Here is a 20,274-nt window from a genome sequence, read left to right as displayed (position 1 = left end):
GGACGCGCGTAGATGAAATTTACCCTCACCATTATCGACTGGCAGGCCAGAGCGCCAGGACTCAGCGATGCCGGCGCATGGCAGGCATGGTCGCGCCAGTCTGACGCCATCGATCCCGCCGCACCGCTTGCGAAACTGACCGAACTGCCGATGATGACCGCCCGCCGCCTCAATTCGGGCAGTAAGCTGGCGGTGGATATTGGCCTTGCGATGCTGCGCAAACATCGTATCGATGCCGTGGTCTACAGCAGCCGCCATGGTGAGCTGGAACGCAACTACCGTATTCTGCAAGCGCTGGCGACGGAGCAACCCGTCTCCCCCACCGATTTTGCAATGTCTGTGCATAACGCCGCGGTCGGCAATCTTACGATCACCGCAGGTCAGCCGATTGTCTCATCCTCGGTCTCCGCCGGGATGGACACCTTCCAGCAAAGTTTGTGCGAAGTGTTGAGTCTGCTTCACGCGGGCTATTCCCGCGTTTTGCTGGTGGATTTTGACGGCGTCCTGCCCGCGTTTTATCACGCCGGGCTCCCGCCGCAGATGCCCGTCTGGCCTTACGCCCTTGCGCTGGTGATTGAAGCCGGCGACGCGCTCTGCTGTGAAACCCATCGCGAAAGCACAGGGGAAGAGCCCGCACTGCCGCAAAGCCTCCAGTTCCTGCGACATTACCTGAGCGACGCGCGGCAATTTGCCCTGGCGGGCGAGCGTTTGCAGTGGCAGTGGACGCGCCAATGAGCCAGATCCTCTCCCGCCTCGATCGGTTTTGGCGCATGCTGATGACCGGGTTCTGCTTCGCCCTGTTTGGCCTCGGCGGGCTGCTGCTGTCGCTGGTCTGGTTTAACCTGCTGCTGATTTTTCAGCGCGATCGCACGGCACGCCGTCGACTGGCGCGACGCAGCATTTCCGCCAGTTTTCGGCTGTTCCTGGCGGTCGTTCGCGGAACCGGCGTGCTGGATTACCGCTTTAACAATCTGGACGTGCTGCGCGCCGAGCGCGGCTGCCTGGTGATAGCCAACCATCCTTCGCTGCTGGACTATGTGATCCTCGCCTCGGTGATGAACGAAACCGACTGTCTGGTGAAAAGTGCGCTGCTGCGTAACCCCTTTGTCAGCGGCGTGATCCGTGCAGCCGATTACCTGATCAACAGCGAAGCAGAAACACTGCTTCGTGCCAGCCAGCAGCGTCTGGCGCAGGGCGACACCCTGCTTATCTTTCCGGAAGGCACCCGCACCCGCGTGGGCGAAGCCATTACTCTGCAGCGGGGGGCGGCGAATATTGCCGTGCGGTGCAACAGCTCTCTGCGTGTGGTGGTGATCCACTGTAGCGAACGCATGCTGGATAAACAGAGTCGCTGGTACAATGTGCCGCCTAATAAACCCATTTTTACCGTGGATGTTCGCGAACGCATCAACATTCATGATTTTTACGATGCGAGCCAGCACGAACCTGCGCTGGCGGCAAGGCAGTTAAACCGGCATATGCAGCAGCAATTAACATCCGGTCTTCAATCTTTGTCAGGAATGAAAGATGCAAGCGCTCTATCTTGAAATTAAGAATCTCATTATCTCTACGCTGAATCTGGAAGAACTTACCCCAGAGGATATCGACACCGACGCTCCGCTGTTTGGTGACGGACTGGGTCTGGACTCTATTGATGCCCTGGAGCTGGGGCTGGCTGTGAAAAATCAGTACGGCGTAGTGCTTTCTGCCGAGAGCGACGAGATGCGTCAGCACTTCTATTCCGTTGCCACGCTCGCCGCTTTTATTCATCAACAACGCGCCTGAGAATGACCCGCTATGACAGAACAAGAAACCATTTATCAGGAAGTCTCTGCGCTTCTTATTAAACTTTTTGAACTCGACCCTGAGCTCATTACGCCGCAGGCCCGGCTTTACGAAGATCTGGATCTCGACAGCATTGATGCCGTGGATATGGTGGTTAACCTGCAGAAGAAGACGGGGCATAAAATTAAGCCTGAAACCTTCAAAGCGGTGCGTACCGTTCAGGACATCGTCGACGTTGTGGAACAACTCCAGCGCGACGCCTGACGTGCCTGCCATTCCACTCATCCCGATACTGACGGGGCTGATGCTGCTGGCCTGGCCATTTTTGATTGGCTATGGCCTTGCAAGCCACCATTTGCCGTGGATATTGCCCCTGATGGCGCTGGTGTTGCTGCTGCGTGTCTGGCAGACGCGCCAGCAGCGCGGCCCCTTACGCTACGTTTTCCTGAGCGTGACGCTGGCCGGGGCAGTGCTGTGCGTGGCGAGTCTTTTCCACGCTCACCTGTGGGTGCTGTTTTATCCGGTGGTCGTTAATCTGGTGATGCTGGTGGTCTTTGGGGGCTCGCTGTGGACGTCCATGCCGATGGTGGAACGGCTGGCGCGGATACGGGAGCCCCACCTGTCTCCTGCCGGGGTGCGTTACACGCGTAAAGTGACGAAAGTCTGGTGCGGCTTTTTTATCGGCAACGGCGCAGTCGCGCTGTTTACCGTGCTGTACGCCGACCTGCGCCTGTGGACACTGTGGAACGGGATGCTTTCCTACATCCTGATGGGAACGTTAATGGCGGGTGAATGGCTGGTGCGACAACGGGTAATAAAAAACGATGGATAAACCGCTTCCTCTGAGCCAGTGGCTAAACGCCCCGCGTCCTGATGAGACGCCTGTCGCCTGGCTTGACGATCGTATCTGGACGCTGGGCGATCTGCGCCACGATGTTACGCAGCTGGTCGACGCGCTGCGTCAGGAAGAGGGCGAGCGCTGGGCCCTCTGTTTTGAAAACGGCTATCTTTTTATCGTCGCCCTGCTGGCGGCGCTTCATGCGGGTAAAACCCCCGTGCTCCCCGGTCACAGCCGGGCGGCGCAGCTTAACGAACAGCGTGCCATGTTCAGCGGCGTCCTGAGCGACACCACGCTCGAGTTTTCAGGGCGACTGCGGTTGGTCACCGCCACTGCGCCAACAACCCCCCCCTTTTCCCCCTTGCCTGCCATTGACGATACGCAGGTGATCGAGCTTTTCACCTCTGGCTCCACCGGCGCGCCGCAGCGGGTGATTAAGCCGGTGATCGGCCTGGATCGGGAAGCCCGTCTGCTCGCTGATCGGTTTGGCGAACGGCTGGCAGGCTGTAGCGTCGTGGCCTCCGTGGTGTTGCATCATCTGTATGGCCTGACGTTTCGTGTTGTATTACCCATGGCGCTTGGCCTGCCGCTGCACGCCTCCCTGCTGCAGTACGCGGAACAGCTGTCAGCGCTGCCGCAGGACAAACGGTACCTCTTTATCAGCAGCCCGGCATTCCTCAAGCGGCTCGACACCTCGCTGGTGCCGCCTCCGGTTGCCCTGCTGCTCTCGGCCGGGGGCGAACTGCCCTGGCGCGATATCACGCCTTGTCATGACTGGCTGAACGTCTGGCCTGATGAAATTTACGGCAGTACCGAAACGGGCGTTATGGCCTGGCGTCACCGTCAGGATGAGACAACGCTCTGGCAGCCGTTTCCTGGCGTGACGTTCCACGGCGATCGGGTGACGTCGCCACTGCTCCGCGAGGCTGAAGGAATCGTGCTGGATGATATCCTGCATTTCGCGGCTGACGGGCAGTTCAACATCGTTGGACGCCGTGGCCGGGTAGTCAAAATTGAAGATAAACGCATTTCGCTTGATGAGATTGAGCAGCGGTTACTGGCGCTGGATGGCATCTGCGACGCCGCCGCGCTGGCGGTCACGCGCCGTGGTCGTCAGGCCATTGGCGTGCTGCTGGTACTCAGTGACGCGGCGCGTTTGCACAGAGACAACGGGGGTAAAAATGCCCAGGAATCCGCATGGCGTCGCGCCCTTCGCCCCTGTCTTGAACCGGTTGCCGTGCCCCGCTACTGGCGGATCGTCGATGAAATCCCGGTCAACAGCATGAACAAGCGCGTGACTGCACAGCTACAGGAGTTATTTCATGAAGATTCATGAAATCGAACGCCACCAGACTCATCCGGAGCATCTGGAGATCACGCTTTATCTTGATCCTGACCTGCTCTGGTTTAAGGGGCATTTTGCCGTCCAGCCGCTGCTCCCTGGCGTTGCACAACTCGACTGGGTGATGCATTACGCCATCACCCTGATGGCTCCGGGCTACCGTTTTCACAGCATTCAGAATGTGAAGTTTGCGGCCCCGCTGTTGCCGGACAACACGGTGACGCTGATCCTTGACTGGCACCCTGCCCGTCAGATGCTCAGCTTCAGCTACCAGCGTCATGCGGGCAGTGAACGCCATACCGCCAGCAGCGGGAAGATTCGCCTATGTCAGTAACGTTCCGCCCCTGCGTGTTGATCCCCTGCTACAACCACGGTGCGATGATGGCCGCGGTACTCGCACGTCTGGCACCGTTTGACCTCCCGTGCCTGGTGGTTGACGATGGCAGCGAAGAGAACACGCGCCACACCCTGGCGCAGTTAGCAGAGCAGCATCCGCAGGTTACACTGCTGCGTCTGGCGAAAAACAGCGGCAAAGGTGCGGCAGTGATGGCAGGGCTGAAAGCCTGTGCAGAGCGCGGCTTCACTCATGCAATCCAGGTGGATGCCGACGGCCAGCACGCCATTGAAGATCTCCCCCGCTTTCTGGCGCTGGCGCAACGTCACCCCGAGGCGCTGATTTCCGGTCAGCCCGTTTACGATGACTCCATACCCCGTTCGCGTCTCTACGGTCGCTGGATAACGCACGTCTGGGTCTGGACTGAAACGTTGTCCCTGCAGCTTAAAGACAGCATGTGCGGCTTTCGGGTCTACCCGATTGCGCCGGTGATGCAGCTTGCCGCACGTACCCCGCTCGGCAAGCGCATGGACTTTGATACTGAAGTCATGGTCCGCCTCTACTGGCAGGGCACGCCCAGCTATTTTCTGCCCACCCGCGTCACCTACCCGGCAGACGGCGTATCCCACTTCGATGCGCTAAAAGACAACGTGCGCATCTCGCTGATGCATACCCGTCTGTTCCTGGGGATGTTGCCGCGCATCCCCTCCCTGCTGATGCGCCGTCGGCCGCAGCACTGGGCGCAACAGCAGGAGGTCAAAGGGCTATGGGGCATGCGCCTGATGTTACGCGTCTGGCAGTTGCTTGGGCGCAAGGCCTTCACCCTCCTGCTGTGGCCGGTCACCGCCGTTTACTGGCTCACCGCCCGCCCGGCGCGTCAGGCGTCGCGGCAATGGCTGAGGCGGGTTAAACAGGTCATGGCACAGCGACAGATCCCACCGCCCCCCCGGCTGAACAGCTTTTTTCACTTCCTGCGTTTTGGTCATGCCATGCTGAACAAGGTGGCCAGCTGGCGCGGCGAGATGAAGCTGCATCGCGATCTGGTGTTTGCACCGGGTGCCCGCGAGGCGCTGGGGCTGGACGATCCACAGGGTAAACTGCTGCTGGCCTCGCATCTTGGCGACGTGGAAGCCTGCCGGGCGCTGGCGCAGCGTGAAGGGGGGAAAACCATCAACGCCCTGGTCTTTAGCGATAACGCCCAACGCTTTAAGCAGATCATGGAAGAGATGGCGCCGCAGGCGGGCATTCACCTGATGCCCGTCACTGACATCGGCCCGGAGACCGCTATCCTGATCAAAGAAAAGCTGGATCGCGGCGAATGGGTGGCCATCGTGGGCGATCGTATCGCCGTCACGCCACAGCGCGGCGGCAGCTGGCGCGTGATCTGGAGCGAGTTTATGGGCCAACCCGCGCCATTCCCGCAGGGGCCGTTTATCCTGGCCTCCATTCTGCGCTGTCCGGTGGTGCTGATTTTTGCCCTCAGCCACCAGGGGAGGCTGACCCTGCACTGCGAACCGTTTGCCGACCCGCTGCTGCTGCCACGCGGTGAACGCCAGCAGGCGCTGCAACATACCGTCGATCGCTACGCGCAGCGGCTGGAGCATTACGCCTTACTGTCGCCGCTCGACTGGTTTAATTTTTTCGATTTCTGGCAACTGCCCGAAATCAGCGAGAAGGAGTAAAGGGTGTTGACCGATCCCCGCTTTACGACGGAAGTTGAAATCACCGTCCCGTTCCACGACGTCGACATGATGGGCGTGGTCTGGCACGGCAACTATTTCCGCTACTTTGAAATAGCCCGCGAAGCGCTGCTCAATCAGTTTGACTACGGCTATCGCCAGATGAAAGCCTCCGGCTATGTCTGGCCGGTGGTCGATACGCGGGTGAAATACCGCGATGCGGTGACGTTTGAGCAACGCATCCGGGTCCGGGCGCAGATCGAAGAGTATGAAAACCGCCTGCGCATTGCCTATCAAATCTTCGACGCGCAGACCGGTAAACGCACCACCACCGGTTACACCATCCAGGTGGCGGTCGACGAGGCCACCCGCGAAATGTGCTTTGTCAGCCCGGGGATCTTGTTTGAACGTATGGGAGTCACGCCATGAAATGGTTGCCTTTGCTGGCACTGATATTCAGCCCGCTGGTCAGCGCCGTGACGCTGGATGAACTGCAACAGCGGTTCGCAGAGCAACCTGTGGTGCGCGCGCACTTCGAACAGGTTCGCACGATTAAAGACATGCCGCAGCCACTGCGCTCGCAGGGCGAGATGGTGATCGCCCGTGACAGCGGCCTGCTGTGGGATCAAAAGGCCCCGTTTCCCATGACGCTGCTGCTGGATGACAAACGGATGGTGCAGACCATCAACGGCCAGCCGCCGCAGACCATTACCGCCGACAATAATCCACAGATGTTCCAGTTCAACCACCTGCTGCGGGCGTTGTTCCAGGCCGACCGCAAGGTGCTGGAAGACAATTTCCGCATCGATTTTAAAGACCTGGGGGAAGGCCGCTGGTCGCTGGTGCTCACCCCTACAACAACGCCGCTGAATACCCTTTTCACCACCCTCGATTTGGGCGGTGCGACGTATCTGGAGTCTGTTCGTCTCAACGACAAACAGGGCGACCGCACGGATATCACCCTCTCCCGCCACCGACTGACACCCGCCAGCCTGACCGATGACGAACGCCAACGCTTTGCCGCACCGTAAATCGCTGCGCCCGGCGCTGCTGTGGGCCGCGGGATGCCTGATCCTGCTGGGCCTGCTGGTATCGCTGCTGCCCGGCGCGCGCCTGAATAGCAGCGTGCTGGCTATGTTGCCGACACAGACGCTGGGGGCGATCCCTCCGGCGCTTAACGACGGGTTTATGCAGCGGCTCGACCGTCAGCTTGTCTGGCTGGTCAGCCCCGGCAAAAAACCCGATCCGCGCGTGGCGCAGCAGTGGCTGATGCTGCTGCAACGCAGCGGTGCGCTGAGCGAAGTTAAAGGGCCCATGGACGCCACCGGGCAAAAAGCCTGGGGCGAGTTCTTCTGGCAGCACCGCAACGGGCTGATTGACCCCGCCACCCGCGCCCGCCTGCAAAACGGCGGTGAAGCACAGGCGCAGTGGGTGTTATCTCAGCTCTATTCGGCCTTTTCCGGCGTAAGCGGCAATGAGCTGCAAAACGATCCGCTGATGCTGATGCGCGGCGCGCAGCTCGCGCTGGCGCAAAACGGCCAGAAGCTGCGGCTGATGGATGGCTGGCTGGTGACACAGGATGACGCCGGAAACACCTGGTATCTGCTGCACGGCGAGCTGGCCGGATCCTCCTTTGATATGCAGCAAACCCACCGGCTGGTGACCACCCTGAACGCGCTGCAGGCGACGCTGAAAACGCATTACCCACAGGCGCAACTGCTGTCTCGCGGCACGGTGTTTTACAGCGATTACGCCAGCCAGCAGGCCAAACGGGATATCTCCACGCTGGGTGTCGCCACCCTTATGGGCGTGTTCCTGCTGATTGTGGCGACGTTCCGCTCCCTGCGTCCGTTGCTGCTGTGCGCGATCTCCATTGCCATCGGCGCGCTGGCGGGCACGGTCGCCACCCTGCTGTTCTTTGGCGAACTGCACCTGATGACGCTGGTGATGAGCATGAGCATCATCGGGATTTCAGCCGATTACACCCTCTATTACCTGACCGAACGGCTGGTGCACGGTGGCGAAAATTCACCGTGGCAAAGTCTGGATAAAGTGCGTCATGCCCTGCTGCTGGCGCTTCTGACAACCGTCGTGGCGTACCTGATTATGATGCTGGCCCCCTTCCCGGGGATCCGCCAGATGGCGCTGTTTGCCGCCGTGGGGCTGAGCGCCTCCTGTCTGACGGTAATTTTCTGGCACCCCTGGCTGTGCCGTGGAATGCCGGTACGCCCGGTTCCGGCCAGCAGAGCGATGTCGCGCTGGCTGGCCGCCTGGCGACGCAAAAAGACACTCGCGGTTGGCCTGCCCGTCACGCTGGCGCTTCTTTCCGCCGCAGGGATTAGCACCCTGAAGGTGGACGACGATATTGCTCAGCTGCAGGCGCTGCCAAAAACGATTCTGGCGCAGGAGAAAACCATCACCGCCCTGACCGGCCAGCGCGTCGATCAGAAATGGTTTGTGGTTTACGGCGCGTCAGCCCAGCAGACGCTGGAGCGGCTGGAGGCCTTTACCCCGGCGCTGGCGCAGGCGCAAAAAGCGGGTGAGCTGGCAAGCTGGCGAACCCTGCCGCTGAACTCCATGAAGCGGCAAAAAAGCGATCTTGCGCTGCTGCACCACGCTGCGCCTGCGGTAATGAACGTGCTGCACAGCGCCGGACTGAACGCTGTCTCACCGAATCTGACGCCGATGCCTGTCAGCGCGGAGGCCTGGCTTGCCAGCCCGGCCAGCGAAGGCTGGCGTCTGCTCTGGCTGACCCTGCCGGACGGCCAAAGCGGCGTGCTCGTCCCGGTGGACGGCGTCAAAAACAGCGCGGCACTGAGTGAACGGGCGGCGCAACATGAAGGGGTTGTCTGGGTCGATCGCAAGGCCCGTTTTGACAGCCTGTTTGCCCTCTACCGCACGCTGCTGACGGGGCTACTGTGCGTGGCGCTGGCGGTGATCGCCTGCGGCGCGATGCTCCGTCTTGGCTGGCGCCAGGGGCTTATCAGCCTGGTGCCGTCAGTGCTATCGCTCAGCTGCGGGCTGGCGGCGCTGGCCATCGCCGGGCATTCCGTCAATTTGTTTTCACTGCTGGCGCTGGTGCTGGTGCTCGGCATTGGCATCAACTACACGCTGTTTTTCAGTAACCCGCGCGGCACGCCGCTGACGTCGATGCTGGCTATCACCCTGGCGATGATGACCACGCTGCTGACGCTGGGCATGCTGGTGTTCAGCGCGACGCAGGCTATCAGCAGCTTTGGTATCGTGCTGGTAAGCGGTATTTTTACCGCCTTCCTGCTGGCCCCGCTGGCGATGCCAGCCAGGAACGAGAGAAAACCCTGATGAACGCTTTTTACCGCGCCGCCGCGCTGGCTGCGACGCTGCTGCTGGCAGGCTGCAGCCATTCGACCGATACTGAAGAAACTCGCCCGCAGGCCTGGCTGCAACCGGGCACGCAGGTGACGCTGCCACCGCCGGGCATTACGCCAGCCATCCGTTCTCAGCAGTTGCTGACCGGCCGGTTTAACGGCCAGACCCAGTCGCTGCTGGTTCTGCTGAACGCTGACGGGCAAAAAATGACGCTTGCCGGGCTCTCGTCGGTCGGGATCCGCCTGTTTCTCGCGACCTATGACAACACCGGGATCCATACCGAGCAGTCGGTTGTTATGCCCCAGCTACCGCCCGCCAGCCAGGTGCTGGCGGATGTGATGCTCAGCCACTGGCCGCTCAGCGCCTGGCAGCCGCAGTTGCCGAAAGGCTGGACGCTAAAGGATACTGGCACCCGACGCGAACTGCGTAACCCTGACGGCAAGCTGGTCACCGAGATTGTCTACCTGCAACGCAACGGTAAGCGCGAGCCGATCAGCATTGCGCAGCACGTCTTTAAATACCACATCACCATTCAATATCTGGGTGACTGAGATGATTTACATTTCCGCTGTTGGCATGGTCAACGCGCTGGGCAACTCGGCCGATGAGATCGCGGCCAACCTGAACGCCGGGGTAGCGCCGGGGATGCGTCACCGCGCCGGATGGCTGCAAGGCTTACCCGATGCCATGCTGGGCGGCGTTGAGGGTGAACTGCCGCCGATACCGGATAGCCTGGCTGCACACCGCAGCCGTAACAATCAGCTGTTGCTGGCGGCGCTGGCACAGATTCAGCCTGCCGTTGAGGCCGCCATTGCCCGCGTGGGCCGCGACCGCGTGGCGGTGGTGCTGGGCACCAGCACCTCAGGGCTGGATGAAGGTGATGAGTACGTGCGCCTCTCCCTGAACGGCGAACGCAGCCCGCAATGGCAGTACCCGCAGCAGGAGCTGGGCGACCCCTCCCGCTTCCTCGCCAACTGGCTGCAGCTGGATGGCCCGGCGTATACCATTTCGACTGCCTGCTCCTCCAGCGCCCGGGCGATCATCAGCGGGCAGCGTCTGATTGAGGCCGGACTGGTGGACGTCGCCCTTGTGGGCGGGGCAGACAGCTTAAGCCGTATGCCGGTCAATGGTTTTAACAGCCTTGAATCGCTCTCGCCCACGCAGTGCGAACCGTTTGGCCGCGACCGCCGGGGGATCACCATCGGTGAAGCGGCGGCCCTCATGGTGCTGACCCGCGAAGCGGATCAGGTGGCGCTGCTGGGGGCGGGCGAATCGAGCGATGCGTACCATATCTCTGCCCCACATCCCGAGGGGGAAGGCGCCATTCGCGCTATTACTCAGGCGCTGAAGGCGGCAGGCATGACGGCAGACGAGGTGGGCTATATTAATTTGCACGGCACCGCCACTCCCCTCAACGATCGGATTGAGGCGCACGTGATTAACACCCTCTTTGGCGACCGGGTACCGTGCAGCTCTACCAAACACCTCACCGGCCATACGCTTGGCGCGGCCGGGATCACCGAAGCCGCATTAAGCTGGCTGATCCTGACCCGTGACCTGCCGCTGCCGCCGCAGGATTTCTCCCGCTACGCGCCGGACGACACGCTGCCGCCCTGCGGCCTGCTGCATCAGCGTGCGCCCCTGAAAAAACCGGTGATTTTATCGAACTCATTCGCCTTTGGCGGAAACAACGCCAGCCTGCTGCTGGGGAGAGTGTCATGAGTTATTTATCCCCCGCCGACTACCTGCCTCACGACGCACCGATGATGCTGCTGGAGCGCGTTGAGCGTGTCACCGACAGCAGTGCGGTGTGCAGCGTCACGGTCAACGGGCGCGGTGTGCTTGCGCCGTTCCTGAACGTTGACGGCGATCTGCCAGGCTGGTTTGCGCTGGAACTGATGGCCCAGACCGTGGGCGTCTGGTCTGAATGGCACCGCCTGCAAAAAGGGCTGCCCCACAGTCCGCTGGGCATGGTGCTGGGTGCACGCGAGCTGGTGTGTAGCACGGGCCGCTTTGCCGCCGGCACCACGTTAACCATTACCATCGAGCGCCTGATGCAGGACGAACGCTTTGGCAGCTTTGAATGCACGATTCAGGCAGATAACGCCCCTCTTGCCACGGGCCGCGTGAATACGTTCCAGCCCAGCGAAGACGAATTAACCTCACTTTTCACCCAGGGAGCTTCATCATGACACGTTCTGTACTGGTCACGGGCGCCAGCAAAGGCATTGGCCGCGCCATCGCCCGTCAGCTTGCGGCTGACGGTTTCACCGTGGGCGTGCATTACCATCATGATGCTGACGGTGCGCGCGAGACGCTGGAGAGCATTGTTCAGGCTGGCGGAACGGGCCGTTTACTGACCTTTGACGTGGGTAACCGCGAGCAGTGCCGCGAGGTTCTGGAACAGGAAATCAGCACCTTTGGCGCATGGTATGGCGTGGTCAGCAATGCCGGAATCGCCCGCGATGGCGCGTTTCCGGCGCTCAGCGACGAGGACTGGGACAGCGTCATCCACACCAACCTCGACAGTTTTTATAACGTCATTCATCCCTGCATCATGCCGATGATCGCAACCCGCAAGGGCGGACGAATTATTACCCTGTCGTCCGTGTCAGGCGTAATGGGCAACCGTGGGCAGGTGAACTACAGTGCCGCCAAGGCCGGTATTATCGGCGCCACCAAGGCGCTGGCCATTGAACTGGCAAAGCGCAAAATTACCGTCAACTGCATCGCGCCAGGGCTGATTGATACCGGTATGATCGAGATGGAAGAGGCCGCGCTGAAAGAGGCCATGTCCATGATCCCGATGCAGCGCATGGGACAGGCCGACGAGGTAGCCGGTCTGGCGAGTTATCTGATGTCGGACCGGGCAGGCTATGTGACACGCCAGGTGATCTCGATCAACGGGGGGATGTTATGACGCGTCGGGTGGTGATTACGGGGATGGGGGGCGTGACCGCCTTTGGCGACGACTGGCCGACCATTGCACAGCGGCTGCTCGGCTACGAAAATGCCGTACGCACCATGACGGAGTGGCAAGAGTATGCCGGTCTGCAAACCCTGCTGGCCGCCCCTATCGAGGATTTCACCCTCCCGGCACACTATACCCGCAAGCGCATTCGCGCCATGGGTCGCGTGTCGCTGCTCTCTACCCGCGCCACCGAACTGGCACTTGAGCAGGCGGGCCTGATCGATGACCCGGTACTGACGCAGGGGCAAACCGGCATCGCCTATGGGTCGTCCACGGGTAGCACGGGCCCGGTCAGCGACTTCGCCTCCATGCTGATGGAAAAACACACCAATAACATCACCGGCACCACCTATGTGCAGATGATGCCGCACACCACCGCGGTCAATACCGGCCTGTTCTTTGGTCTGCGGGGGCGCGTCATTCCCACGTCGAGTGCCTGTACTTCCGGCAGCCAGGCGATTGGTTACGCCTGGGAAGCCATTCGCCATGGTTATCAGACCGTGATGGTCGCCGGGGGCGCCGAGGAGCTTTGTCCGTCAGAAGCGGCGGTATTTGATACGCTGTTCGCCACCAGCCAGCGCAACGACGCGCCGAAAACCACGCCGTCGCCCTTCGATACCGCGCGCGATGGGCTGGTCATCGGCGAAGGGGCAGGCACGCTGATTCTGGAAGAGCTGGAGCACGCCAAAGCACGCGGGGCGACCATCTATGGCGAAATCGTGGGCTTTGCCACCAACTGCGATGCGGCGCATATTACCCAACCGCAGCGTGAAACCATGCAGATTTGCATGGCGCAATCGCTGGCGATAGCAGGCTTACGCGCATCGGACATCGGATATATCTCCGCCCACGGCACCGCCACCGATCGCGGTGATATCGCCGAAAGCCAGGCCACTGCGGCCATCTTTGGCGACAACGTCCCCATCTCCTCGCTGAAAAGCTATTTTGGCCATACGTTAGGCGCCTGCGGTGCGCTGGAAGCGTGGATGAGCGTGCAGATGATGCGTGAAGGCTGGTTTGCCCCGACGCTCAATTTAAGACAACCGGATGAGCAATGCGGTGCTTTAGATTATATTATGGGGGAAGCCCGTCAGATTGACTGCGAGTATCTGCAAAGCAATAACTTCGCGTTTGGCGGCATCAATACCTCAATCATTATCAAACGCTGGGCGTAACTATGTACCAGTTTATACTGGGAAAAATCTCCACCCTTAGCGCGGACCCGCTGGCGTCAACGCTCGCAGATATGGCACCTCAGGGTGCGCGACACCGTTCCTGGCTGGCAGGCAGGACGCTGCTCGCCCGGGCATTGTCCCCGTCTCCGCTGCCCGATATCGTGTACGGTGAACAGGGGAAACCCGCCTTTGCGAAAGATCATCGGCTCTGGTTTAACCTGAGCCACAGCGGGGACGACATTGCCCTGCTGGTGAGCGATGAAGGTGAAGTAGGCTGCGATATCGAAGTGATACGCCCGCGTGAAAACTGGCAGGCACTGGCGAACGCGGTGTTCAGCGTGGCGGAACATGCAGAGCTGGAACGCGAAGCGCAGGAGGCGAAGCTCTCCGCGTTCTGGGGGATCTGGACGCGTAAGGAGGCGATTGTGAAGCAGCGAGGCGGCAGCGCCTGGCAGATTGTCAGCATCGACAGCACCTCACAGACCCACTCGGTCAGCCAGCTTCAGTTTGGCTCGCTGAGTCTCGCCGTCTGCACGCCCACCCCGTTTACCCTTACCCCCGGGGCGATTTTTCACCACCCGATGTCCGGGGCAGAAATATCACCAGCACGCCCAGCATAATCAACCCGACGCCCGCCAGCCCCTGCCACGAGAACGACTCGCCCCAGCCGGGCAGCAGGATCGCCGCGCCCCACACCAGAATATAACTGAGGCTCAGCAAGGCATACGCTTTGCTGAGTGCCATGCGATGCAGCGCCAGATACCAGCAGCCCATAGAGGCCACATAGCCCATCAGCCCCAGCAGTAGCGCGGCGGTACCGGACGAGAAATGCCAGAGGGCCCTGAAAAATGCCAACGCCTCGCCGACGGGCGGAAGCGCCTGCATGGCACTGCGCAGCAGCAGCTGCGCCACGCTGACTAACACCACGCTGCATAAGGCCCAGAACACCCCTTTCACAGGCTTCCTCCCAGCAACACTATCCCGGTGATGATCAACCCCACGCCCAGCCAGTGATGCCAGGCTACCTTTTCATGCCAGAGTCCCTTCGCCGCCAGTGTCACCCAGACAAAATTGAGGCTCAGCATCGGATAGGCCACCCCGACGGGAAGACGCTGCAACACCCCCAGCCAGACCAGCATGCCGCAGCCCAGCGCCAGCAAGGCGAGCCCCATCCACAGCATAATATGCACGCCACGCCGCCCGGTTGTCGCCGGACGGGTCGCCTGCTTCTGGCAGAGCTGTCCCGCGCAGGTCAGCAAACTTGCCAGCACCAGCCACCACCAGGTCATCATTGCGGAAGATACTGCAGGTAAGCCAGCCGCCCCTGGATATACAGGTGGTCAGGCGCTGGCAGGTTGGCTCGTTTCAGATCGTCGTTCTTCGACAGCAGGATCACCAGCGACACGCTCCCCTGCTGGCGATGCGTCGCCAGCCACTGCGCAAAGTCATCTTTATTGATAAAGCGGTCTTTCACATCCGGGTAATCCAGCCCGTAGCGCAGCTCACCGCTCTGACCAAACAGGATGATGTCGTTACGCTTCAGCTCCCACGCCAGCCCTGCCGCCACGCCGACGTTATCGGCCAGCACGAACCGGCTCTGCTGGAGCGGGTCGCGCACGGTATCCACCAGCGACTGCGGCTGTTTGGAATCCACCACCAGGTTGGGAATGGCAAAGCCAATCAGCAACGCCAGCCCGGCAGGGCACAGCGCCGCCAGCCACCAGCGTTGCTGGCTCCGTCTGAAGCTAAACCAGCCCACCACGGCCCAGACGAGGAAGGCCACCACCGCGCAGAAGACTTTATACAGTTCGACCGACGTCCAGACCGGATGCTTAGCCAGCCCCCACGGAGAGACCACCAGCGCCGCCACCACGCCGATGACGCCAAACGCCAGGTTAATCCCGCCGTTAATGCGTAACGCCCTGGCACCTTTTTCCGCCGCAAGGCAGGCATAGCGCGCCATCAGGATCGCCAGCGGGGCAAAACACGGCAGGATGTAGGTCGGCAGCTTACCTTTGGCGATGCTGAAGAACAAAAATGGCATCACCACCCATCCGAGCAGATAAAGTCCGCCGCCTGCAGGATGTTTTTCACGCCAGCCCAGACGTAGCGCACCGGGCAACAGCGCCAGCCACGGCAGGCAGCCCGCGACCAGGAATGGCAGGTAATACCAGAACGGGGCTTTGTGCTGGGCGTCGCTTTGGGCGAAACGCTGAATGTGTTCAACCCAGAAGAAGTAGCGCCAGAAATCGGGTTCACGCCGGGCAATCGCCAGCCCCCAGGGCAGGACAATGAGCACGCAGCTCAGGATAGCGAGCCCGCCAAAAATCAGCACCTCTTTCCAGCGCTTTTGGGCTATCACCCACGGCAGGACGCCAAGAACCGGCACCGCCAGGGCGAGGAAACCTTTGGTCATCACCCCCATACCGCAGGCCAGCCCCAGCAATATGTAGCCCCCCGCTTTGCCAGCCAGGGTGTGCGCCTGCGAGGCCAGCCAGAAACTGCACATCGCCGCCACCAGCCACAGGGTGATGATGGGATCGAGCACGGCATAGGTGCCAATGCCATACACCAGAAACAGCGTCAGGAAGATCAGGCCGGAGAACAGGGCAACGCGTTTATCACGCCAGAGTTGCCGGGCCATCCAGATGACCAGCAGCGCCGTCAGGCCGGTGGAAAAAATGGCCCCGGCGCGCACGGCAAAGTTCGTGTGGCCAAACAGCAGTTGCCCGAGGCTGTTGACCCAGTAACCGGCAATCGGCTTTTCAAAGTAACGCAGCCCCAGAAAATGGGGCACAATCCAGTCGCCGGAGGCGAGCATTTCACGGCTGATTTCCGCATAGCGCGTTTCATCAGGCTGCCATAACAGACGGATATCAACCGGAATGAGGTAGTAAACAATAAACAGGGCGAACAGCACTAAGCCATAACGGGCGACTTTCATGGTACCGGACTCACGGTTTGTTGATAGCCAAGCCAGCCTTCCCGGCCAGCCATGTCATTACGCACAATTTTGCCGACGGGCAGCGTACTGAGATCGTCTGGCAGCAGGTCGATCAACGGGCAGAACTGAATCCCCTCCTGCGCCGCCAGCGTCAACAGCGCATCGAAATCATGCTGATACGCAATCCCCTCCACCTCGGCGTGGATGGTGTAGACCGGGGTGCCGGTGTCGCGATGCATGCAGTCCAGAATGTAGCGGTTGAAGCCGTCGGCGGTCACCTCGCGCCCCACCACTTCATCCCAGGTGGGAAGCGTGACCGGGATTTGCACCGTGCCAACGCGGTTTTCACCGAGCTGCGGTAAAAACGGTCCGCTACCCCGGCAATCGCTGTTGTAGCGAAACGCGAACGTCTCTTTGGCTTTCACGACGCGTTGATCCGCACGCCATCCCGCCACGGCGGAGCAGCGCACCGGTTGACCGATAATGGCCTCCAGCTCCCGCAGACCACGCTCGATTTCCCGGGCCAGGCGAGGAATATCCCAGACGCCCGCCCAGGCCTGCCAGGCATGGTGATCCCAGGCATGCAGGCCGACCTCATGGTGCTGCGCCGCTTCACGGATGATGGCGTCGTTACCCGCGCCGATACGCCTGCCGGGCCATGCGGTACCGGCCAGCAAAATATCCCAGCCGTAGAGCGATGCTGCGCGCGAGCGCAGCATTTTGAACAGAAATGCCGGTTTAACCAGACGCCATAAATGACGTCCCATGTTGTCTGGCCCCACGCTGAAAAAGATGCTGGCACGCACATCGTGCTTGCTCAGCAGCGTCAGCAGTCCGGGAACGCCGTCACGCGTTCCCCTGAAGGTATCGACATCAATGCGTAAACCGACTTTTTTCATGAGGCCTGTTCCGACAGCTCCACGGTGCGCAGGAAGAAATCGAGCGTCTCATCAATGGTCTGCTCCATCTTCACCGTTGGCGTCCAGTTCAGGCAGCGCTTCGCATTGCGAATGCTCGGTTTGCGGTGCTCAACGTCCTGGTAGCCTTTGCCATAGTAGCTGCTGCTTTCCACTTCGCGGAATCCTGCAAACGGCGGGAACTGGTTACGCAGCGGATGGCGCTCAAAGCTGGCCAACAGCATTTCGGCCAGTTCACGAATGCTCGCTTCGTTATCCGGGTTGCCAATGTTGATAATCTCCCCGTTGCAGCGTCCATCCTTGTTTTCGATGATGCGGAACAGGGCTTCGATGCCGTCGCTGATGTCGGTGAAGCAGCGTTTTTGTTTACCACCTTCAATGAGCTTAATGGGCGAGCCTTCCACCAGGTTCAGGATCAGCTGGGTAATGGCGCGGGAGCTGCCAATGCGCGCCGCGTTCAGGTTATCCAGACGTGGCCCCATCCAGTTAAACGGCCGGAACAGGGTAAAACGCAGCCCTTCTTTCTCGCCGTAGGCCCAAATCACGCGGTCCAGCAGCTGTTTGGAGACGGAGTAAATCCAGCGCTGCTTGTTGATCGGCCCGACCACCAGGTTAGAGGTATCTTCATCGAAGTTTTTATCGGTACACATGCCGTACACTTCGGAGGTGGACGGGAAGATGATGCGCTTATCGTATTTCACGCAGTCGCGGATAATCTTCAGGTTCTCTTCAAAGTCCAGCTCGAATACGCGCAGCGGGTTGCGGGTGTACTCAATCGGCGTGGCAATGGCGACCAGCGGCAGCACCACGTCGCATTTTTTGATGTGGTACTCAATCCACTCGGAGTGAATGCTGATATCCCCTTCCACGAAATGGAAACGCGGGCAGTCAAGGAAACGGCTGATGGCATCGGAGCCAATGTCGAGGCCATAAATTTCGTAGTTATCGTCTTTCAGCAGACGCTCGGTCAGGTGGTTACCAATAAAACCGTTCACACCGAGGATCAACACGCGGGTGCGGCGCTTAATTGCCACCACCGGGGCGCTGGTGATCAAGGCGCCGGGAACCAGCCCCAGAGACTGCGCCAGCTGCGCGCCCTGAACATAAACGCCGTTGTCGGTCTGACCGGTCACGATCTCCAGCGCCTGCTCGCCGCAGCTGACAATCAGCGGAGAGACAGAGACGATGGTGCCCGGTTTCGCGACCGGGACGTCATCGCGCACGTTGGATTTCCAGACGATGAATTTGCTGACGCCGGCAAAGCTATACGCCCCCGGCCAGGGGTCGGTCACTGCGCGCACCAGGTTGTGCAGCTGGCGGGCGGGCTTGTTCCAGTCCAGACGGCCGTCTTCCGGCGTGCGGCGGCCAAAACAACTCGCCTTGCTCTCGTCCTGAGCGGTCTCGCTGAAGGTGCCGTTCAGGATGGTCGGCAGTGCATCGCGCAGCAAGCTTTGCGCCACCGAGCAGAGTTTCTGATGAAGCTGCAGCGCCGTCTCATCCGCGCCGATGGCCACACGCTGCTGCGCAATGATGGCACCCGCATCCGCGCGGTGCACCATGCGGTGCAGGGTCACACCGGTTTCAGTTTCACCATTCACCAGCACCCAGTTCAGCGGCGCGCGGCCACGGTAGGCGGGCAGCAGCGAGCCGTGAAGGTTAAATGCCCCTGTTTTCGCCAGGCTTAAGATCTCGTCACAGATCAAATTGCGGTAGTAGAACGAGAAGATGACATCCGGCGCGAGGGCGCGAATGCGATCCACCCACAGCGGGTGGTTGATATCGTCCGGCGCGTAGACCGGAATGCCGCGCTCGGCGGCAATACGCGCCACGGAGCCAAAGAAATTATTCTCTCCCGCGGCATCCGGATGCGTGAAGATGGCAGCGATATCATAACCCGCTTCAAGCAGGGCAAGCAGGCCCGCGCACCCCATATCGTGATAGGCAAAGACAACAGCTTTCATGGGTGTTTTTCCTCTTGAGAGACTTTGTGTTCCTGGCGGACAACACGTTGAATAAAGTAGCGCGGACGTGCGCGAACATCGTTATAGATACGGCCAATGTACTCACCGAGCAGCCCCATCCCGACAAACTGGGCGCCGATGAACATGAACAGCACGGCAAAGAGCATGAAGACCCCTTCCGCCGCCCACTGGGGGCCAAAGACCAGACGCAGGACGACCAGCAAAACGGAAAGCGCAAACCCGGCCAGCGCGATAATGCTGCCGAAGACGCTCAGCAGGCGCAGCGGCGTGGTGGTCAGGCAGGTGATGAGGTCGTACATCAGGTTGATAAGACGCATAAAGCTGTACTTCGATTCCCCGTGCTCACGCTCGGCGTGCAGCACCGGGATCTCCGTCGCCTTACGGGCAAAGGTATTCGCCAGAATCGGAATGAAGGTGCTGCGTTCATGGCAGTGCAGCATGGCGTCGACAATATGGCGGCGATAGGCGCGCAGCATGCAGCCGTAATCGCCCATCGCTTTGCCGGTGGTGCGCTGGATCAGGCGGTTGATGGTGCGGGAAGCCAGCTTGCGGAACAGGCTATCCTGACGATTCTGCCGTACCGTACCCACCACGTCGTACCCTTCATCGGCTTTGGCGACCAGCCGGGGGATCTCCTCCGGCGGGTTTTGCAGATCGGCATCCAGGGTGATGACCAGATCGCCCGTCACGTGGCTGAACCCGGCCATAATGGCCGAGTGCTGGCCGTAGTTGCGGTTAAGCAGCACCGCAACGACATGGCTGCCTTCGGCCTGCGCAGCCTCGGTCAACATCAGGGCGGAGTTATCGCTGCTGCCATCATCCACCAGCAGGATTTCATAGGCTTTGCCCAGCGTCTCACAGGCGGCGGTGGTGCGGCGGATCAATTCGGGCAGGCTCTCCTGCTCGTTATAAACCGGGATCACCACAGAAACTTTTTGTACAGGCGGTGCACTGAACAT

General features: G+C 60.6%; 23 protein-coding genes. 17 read left to right on the top strand and 6 right to left on the bottom strand.

The annotated features are described in order from the left end of the window. Positions 1 to 12 precede the first annotated feature (12 nt). Genes NQ842_RS02375 through acpT form a run of 17 tightly spaced genes read left to right on the top strand, consistent with a single transcriptional unit; the run spans position 13 to position 14,092 of the window. Positions 13 to 735 carry a beta-ketoacyl synthase chain length factor gene (locus NQ842_RS02375; RefSeq protein ID WP_014833605.1) on the top strand — a complete coding sequence of 241 codons (723 nt, stop codon included), beginning with the start codon at positions 13 to 15 and terminating at the stop codon, positions 733 to 735. After that, complete coding sequence (locus tag NQ842_RS02370; RefSeq protein ID WP_014833606.1) at positions 732 to 1,547, top strand: 1-acyl-sn-glycerol-3-phosphate acyltransferase; 816 nt, start codon at positions 732 to 734, stop codon at positions 1,545 to 1,547. Before NQ842_RS02375 ends, NQ842_RS02370 begins: the two co-directional genes overlap by 4 nt. Further along, positions 1,528 to 1,785 carry a phosphopantetheine-binding protein gene (locus NQ842_RS02365; RefSeq protein WP_010436544.1) on the top strand — a complete coding sequence of 86 codons (258 nt, stop codon included), beginning with the start codon at positions 1,528 to 1,530 and terminating at the stop codon, positions 1,783 to 1,785. The genes NQ842_RS02370 and NQ842_RS02365 overlap by 20 nt, the downstream gene beginning before the upstream one ends. A gap of 12 nt (positions 1,786 to 1,797) precedes the next feature. Continuing rightward, positions 1,798 to 2,049 (top strand): acyl carrier protein, encoded by a 252-nt coding sequence (locus NQ842_RS02360; RefSeq protein ID WP_014833607.1) that lies wholly within the window; start codon positions 1,798 to 1,800, stop codon positions 2,047 to 2,049. Next, entirely contained in the window at positions 2,021 to 2,617 is a 597-nt protein-coding gene (locus NQ842_RS02355) for a hypothetical protein (protein WP_046889474.1), read from the top strand. The genes NQ842_RS02360 and NQ842_RS02355 overlap by 29 nt, the downstream gene beginning before the upstream one ends. Continuing rightward, positions 2,610 to 3,959 carry an AMP-binding protein gene (locus NQ842_RS02350; protein WP_257256468.1) on the top strand — a complete coding sequence of 450 codons (1,350 nt, stop codon included), beginning with the start codon at positions 2,610 to 2,612 and terminating at the stop codon, positions 3,957 to 3,959. The genes NQ842_RS02355 and NQ842_RS02350 overlap by 8 nt, the downstream gene beginning before the upstream one ends. Continuing rightward, positions 3,946 to 4,299 carry a hydroxymyristoyl-ACP dehydratase gene (locus NQ842_RS02345; protein WP_014833610.1) on the top strand — a complete coding sequence of 118 codons (354 nt, stop codon included), beginning with the start codon at positions 3,946 to 3,948 and terminating at the stop codon, positions 4,297 to 4,299. The genes NQ842_RS02350 and NQ842_RS02345 overlap by 14 nt, the downstream gene beginning before the upstream one ends. Next, positions 4,290 to 5,981 (top strand): glycosyltransferase, encoded by a 1,692-nt coding sequence (locus NQ842_RS02340; RefSeq protein WP_257256467.1) that lies wholly within the window; start codon positions 4,290 to 4,292, stop codon positions 5,979 to 5,981. The genes NQ842_RS02345 and NQ842_RS02340 overlap by 10 nt, the downstream gene beginning before the upstream one ends. A 3-nt stretch (positions 5,982 to 5,984) precedes the next feature. Next, the gene (locus NQ842_RS02335) at positions 5,985 to 6,407 is read left to right on the top strand and encodes a thioesterase family protein (protein WP_023620066.1); all 423 of its coding nucleotides are present in this window, start codon (positions 5,985 to 5,987) and stop codon (positions 6,405 to 6,407) included. Continuing rightward, positions 6,404 to 7,009: an outer membrane lipoprotein carrier protein LolA gene (locus NQ842_RS02330; protein WP_046889478.1), complete on the top strand. Its 606-nt coding sequence runs from the start codon at positions 6,404 to 6,406 to the stop codon at positions 7,007 to 7,009. Before NQ842_RS02335 ends, NQ842_RS02330 begins: the two co-directional genes overlap by 4 nt. Next, positions 6,978 to 9,299: an MMPL family transporter gene (locus tag NQ842_RS02325; RefSeq protein WP_257256466.1), complete on the top strand. Its 2,322-nt coding sequence runs from the start codon at positions 6,978 to 6,980 to the stop codon at positions 9,297 to 9,299. Before NQ842_RS02330 ends, NQ842_RS02325 begins: the two co-directional genes overlap by 32 nt. After that, on the top strand, positions 9,299 to 9,877 hold the full coding sequence (locus NQ842_RS02320) for a DUF3261 domain-containing protein (RefSeq protein ID WP_182380996.1): 579 nt from the start codon (positions 9,299 to 9,301) through the stop codon (positions 9,875 to 9,877). The genes NQ842_RS02325 and NQ842_RS02320 overlap by 1 nt, the downstream gene beginning before the upstream one ends. 1 nt (position 9,878) lies before the next feature. After that, a complete protein-coding gene (locus tag NQ842_RS02315) occupies positions 9,879 to 11,048 on the top strand; it encodes a beta-ketoacyl-[acyl-carrier-protein] synthase family protein (RefSeq protein WP_047360468.1) in 1,170 nt (389 codons plus the stop codon). Then, positions 11,045 to 11,518, top strand: a complete 474-nt coding sequence (locus tag NQ842_RS02310) for a 3-hydroxy-fatty acyl-ACP dehydratase (protein ID WP_163281438.1) — start codon at positions 11,045 to 11,047, stop codon at positions 11,516 to 11,518. Before NQ842_RS02315 ends, NQ842_RS02310 begins: the two co-directional genes overlap by 4 nt. Further along, positions 11,515 to 12,246 carry a 3-ketoacyl-ACP reductase FabG2 gene (locus NQ842_RS02305; RefSeq protein WP_163281439.1) on the top strand — a complete coding sequence of 244 codons (732 nt, stop codon included), beginning with the start codon at positions 11,515 to 11,517 and terminating at the stop codon, positions 12,244 to 12,246. The genes NQ842_RS02310 and NQ842_RS02305 overlap by 4 nt, the downstream gene beginning before the upstream one ends. Next, positions 12,243 to 13,472 (top strand): beta-ketoacyl-ACP synthase, encoded by a 1,230-nt coding sequence (locus NQ842_RS02300; protein WP_257256465.1) that lies wholly within the window; start codon positions 12,243 to 12,245, stop codon positions 13,470 to 13,472. Before NQ842_RS02305 ends, NQ842_RS02300 begins: the two co-directional genes overlap by 4 nt. Before the next feature lie 2 nt (positions 13,473 to 13,474). Continuing rightward, entirely contained in the window at positions 13,475 to 14,092 is a 618-nt protein-coding gene (gene acpT, locus NQ842_RS02295) for a 4'-phosphopantetheinyl transferase AcpT (protein ID WP_014833620.1), read from the top strand. Here acpT and arnF read toward each other — a convergent pair. From arnF to arnC, 6 genes are read right to left on the bottom strand one after another with little or no spacing between them, the layout of a single operon-like run. After that, positions 14,025 to 14,429, bottom strand: a complete 405-nt coding sequence (gene arnF, locus NQ842_RS02290) for a 4-amino-4-deoxy-L-arabinose-phosphoundecaprenol flippase subunit ArnF (RefSeq protein WP_043951708.1) — start codon at positions 14,427 to 14,429, stop codon at positions 14,025 to 14,027. The two genes, acpT and arnF, sit on opposite strands and share 68 nt — an antisense overlap. Continuing rightward, on the bottom strand, positions 14,426 to 14,764 hold the full coding sequence (gene arnE, locus NQ842_RS02285; RefSeq protein WP_047360463.1) for a 4-amino-4-deoxy-L-arabinose-phosphoundecaprenol flippase subunit ArnE: 339 nt from the start codon (positions 14,762 to 14,764) through the stop codon (positions 14,426 to 14,428). Before arnE ends, arnF begins: the two co-directional genes overlap by 4 nt. Further along, positions 14,761 to 16,416, bottom strand: coding sequence for a lipid IV(A) 4-amino-4-deoxy-L-arabinosyltransferase (arnT, locus tag NQ842_RS02280; protein ID WP_257256463.1), 1,656 nt, complete (start codon positions 16,414 to 16,416; stop codon positions 14,761 to 14,763). The genes arnE and arnT overlap by 4 nt, the downstream gene beginning before the upstream one ends. After that, positions 16,413 to 17,315, bottom strand: coding sequence for a 4-deoxy-4-formamido-L-arabinose-phosphoundecaprenol deformylase (arnD, locus tag NQ842_RS02275; protein WP_163281443.1), 903 nt, complete (start codon positions 17,313 to 17,315; stop codon positions 16,413 to 16,415). Before arnD ends, arnT begins: the two co-directional genes overlap by 4 nt. Next, positions 17,312 to 19,294, bottom strand: a complete 1,983-nt coding sequence (arnA, locus tag NQ842_RS02270) for a bifunctional UDP-4-amino-4-deoxy-L-arabinose formyltransferase/UDP-glucuronic acid oxidase ArnA (RefSeq protein ID WP_063412037.1) — start codon at positions 19,292 to 19,294, stop codon at positions 17,312 to 17,314. The genes arnD and arnA overlap by 4 nt, the downstream gene beginning before the upstream one ends. Beyond that, positions 19,291 to 20,274 carry an undecaprenyl-phosphate 4-deoxy-4-formamido-L-arabinose transferase gene (arnC, locus tag NQ842_RS02265; protein ID WP_046889490.1) on the bottom strand — a complete coding sequence of 328 codons (984 nt, stop codon included), beginning with the start codon at positions 20,272 to 20,274 and terminating at the stop codon, positions 19,291 to 19,293. The genes arnA and arnC overlap by 4 nt, the downstream gene beginning before the upstream one ends.

The organism is Enterobacter cloacae complex sp. R_G8, assembly GCF_024599795.1.
GTDB classification, from domain to species: Bacteria; Pseudomonadota; Gammaproteobacteria; order Enterobacterales; family Enterobacteriaceae; genus Enterobacter; species Enterobacter dissolvens.
This window is presented reverse-complemented; position numbering and strand designations above follow the sequence as displayed.

Bases quoted from the DNA above. Each gene is read 5' to 3' on its own strand.
- arnA (WP_063412037.1), bottom strand. From the start codon at position 19,294: ATGAAAGCTGTTGTCTTTGCCTATCACGATATGGGGTGCGCGGGCCTG.
- arnT (WP_257256463.1), bottom strand. From the start codon at position 16,416: ATGAAAGTCGCCCGTTATGGCTTAGTGCTGTTCGCCCTGTTTATTGTT.
- acpT (WP_014833620.1), top strand. From the start codon at position 13,475: ATGTACCAGTTTATACTGGGAAAAATCTCCACCCTTAGCGCGGACCCG.
- arnC (WP_046889490.1), bottom strand. From the start codon at position 20,274: ATGTTCAGTGCACCGCCTGTACAAAAAGTTTCTGTGGTGATCCCGGTT.
- NQ842_RS02300 (WP_257256465.1), top strand. From the start codon at position 12,243: ATGACGCGTCGGGTGGTGATTACGGGGATGGGGGGCGTGACCGCCTTT.
- arnE (WP_047360463.1), bottom strand. From the start codon at position 14,764: ATGATGACCTGGTGGTGGCTGGTGCTGGCAAGTTTGCTGACCTGCGCG.
- NQ842_RS02305 (WP_163281439.1), top strand. From the start codon at position 11,515: ATGACACGTTCTGTACTGGTCACGGGCGCCAGCAAAGGCATTGGCCGC.
- NQ842_RS02370 (WP_014833606.1), top strand. From the start codon at position 732: ATGAGCCAGATCCTCTCCCGCCTCGATCGGTTTTGGCGCATGCTGATG.
- NQ842_RS02315 (WP_047360468.1), top strand. From the start codon at position 9,879: ATGATTTACATTTCCGCTGTTGGCATGGTCAACGCGCTGGGCAACTCG.
- NQ842_RS02360 (WP_014833607.1), top strand. From the start codon at position 1,798: ATGACAGAACAAGAAACCATTTATCAGGAAGTCTCTGCGCTTCTTATT.
- NQ842_RS02340 (WP_257256467.1), top strand. From the start codon at position 4,290: ATGTCAGTAACGTTCCGCCCCTGCGTGTTGATCCCCTGCTACAACCAC.
- NQ842_RS02310 (WP_163281438.1), top strand. From the start codon at position 11,045: ATGAGTTATTTATCCCCCGCCGACTACCTGCCTCACGACGCACCGATG.
- NQ842_RS02320 (WP_182380996.1), top strand. From the start codon at position 9,299: ATGAACGCTTTTTACCGCGCCGCCGCGCTGGCTGCGACGCTGCTGCTG.
- NQ842_RS02345 (WP_014833610.1), top strand. From the start codon at position 3,946: ATGAAGATTCATGAAATCGAACGCCACCAGACTCATCCGGAGCATCTG.
- arnD (WP_163281443.1), bottom strand. From the start codon at position 17,315: ATGAAAAAAGTCGGTTTACGCATTGATGTCGATACCTTCAGGGGAACG.
- NQ842_RS02325 (WP_257256466.1), top strand. From the start codon at position 6,978: ATGACGAACGCCAACGCTTTGCCGCACCGTAAATCGCTGCGCCCGGCG.
- NQ842_RS02330 (WP_046889478.1), top strand. From the start codon at position 6,404: ATGAAATGGTTGCCTTTGCTGGCACTGATATTCAGCCCGCTGGTCAGC.
- NQ842_RS02350 (WP_257256468.1), top strand. From the start codon at position 2,610: ATGGATAAACCGCTTCCTCTGAGCCAGTGGCTAAACGCCCCGCGTCCT.
- NQ842_RS02365 (WP_010436544.1), top strand. From the start codon at position 1,528: ATGCAAGCGCTCTATCTTGAAATTAAGAATCTCATTATCTCTACGCTG.
- NQ842_RS02375 (WP_014833605.1), top strand. From the start codon at position 13: ATGAAATTTACCCTCACCATTATCGACTGGCAGGCCAGAGCGCCAGGA.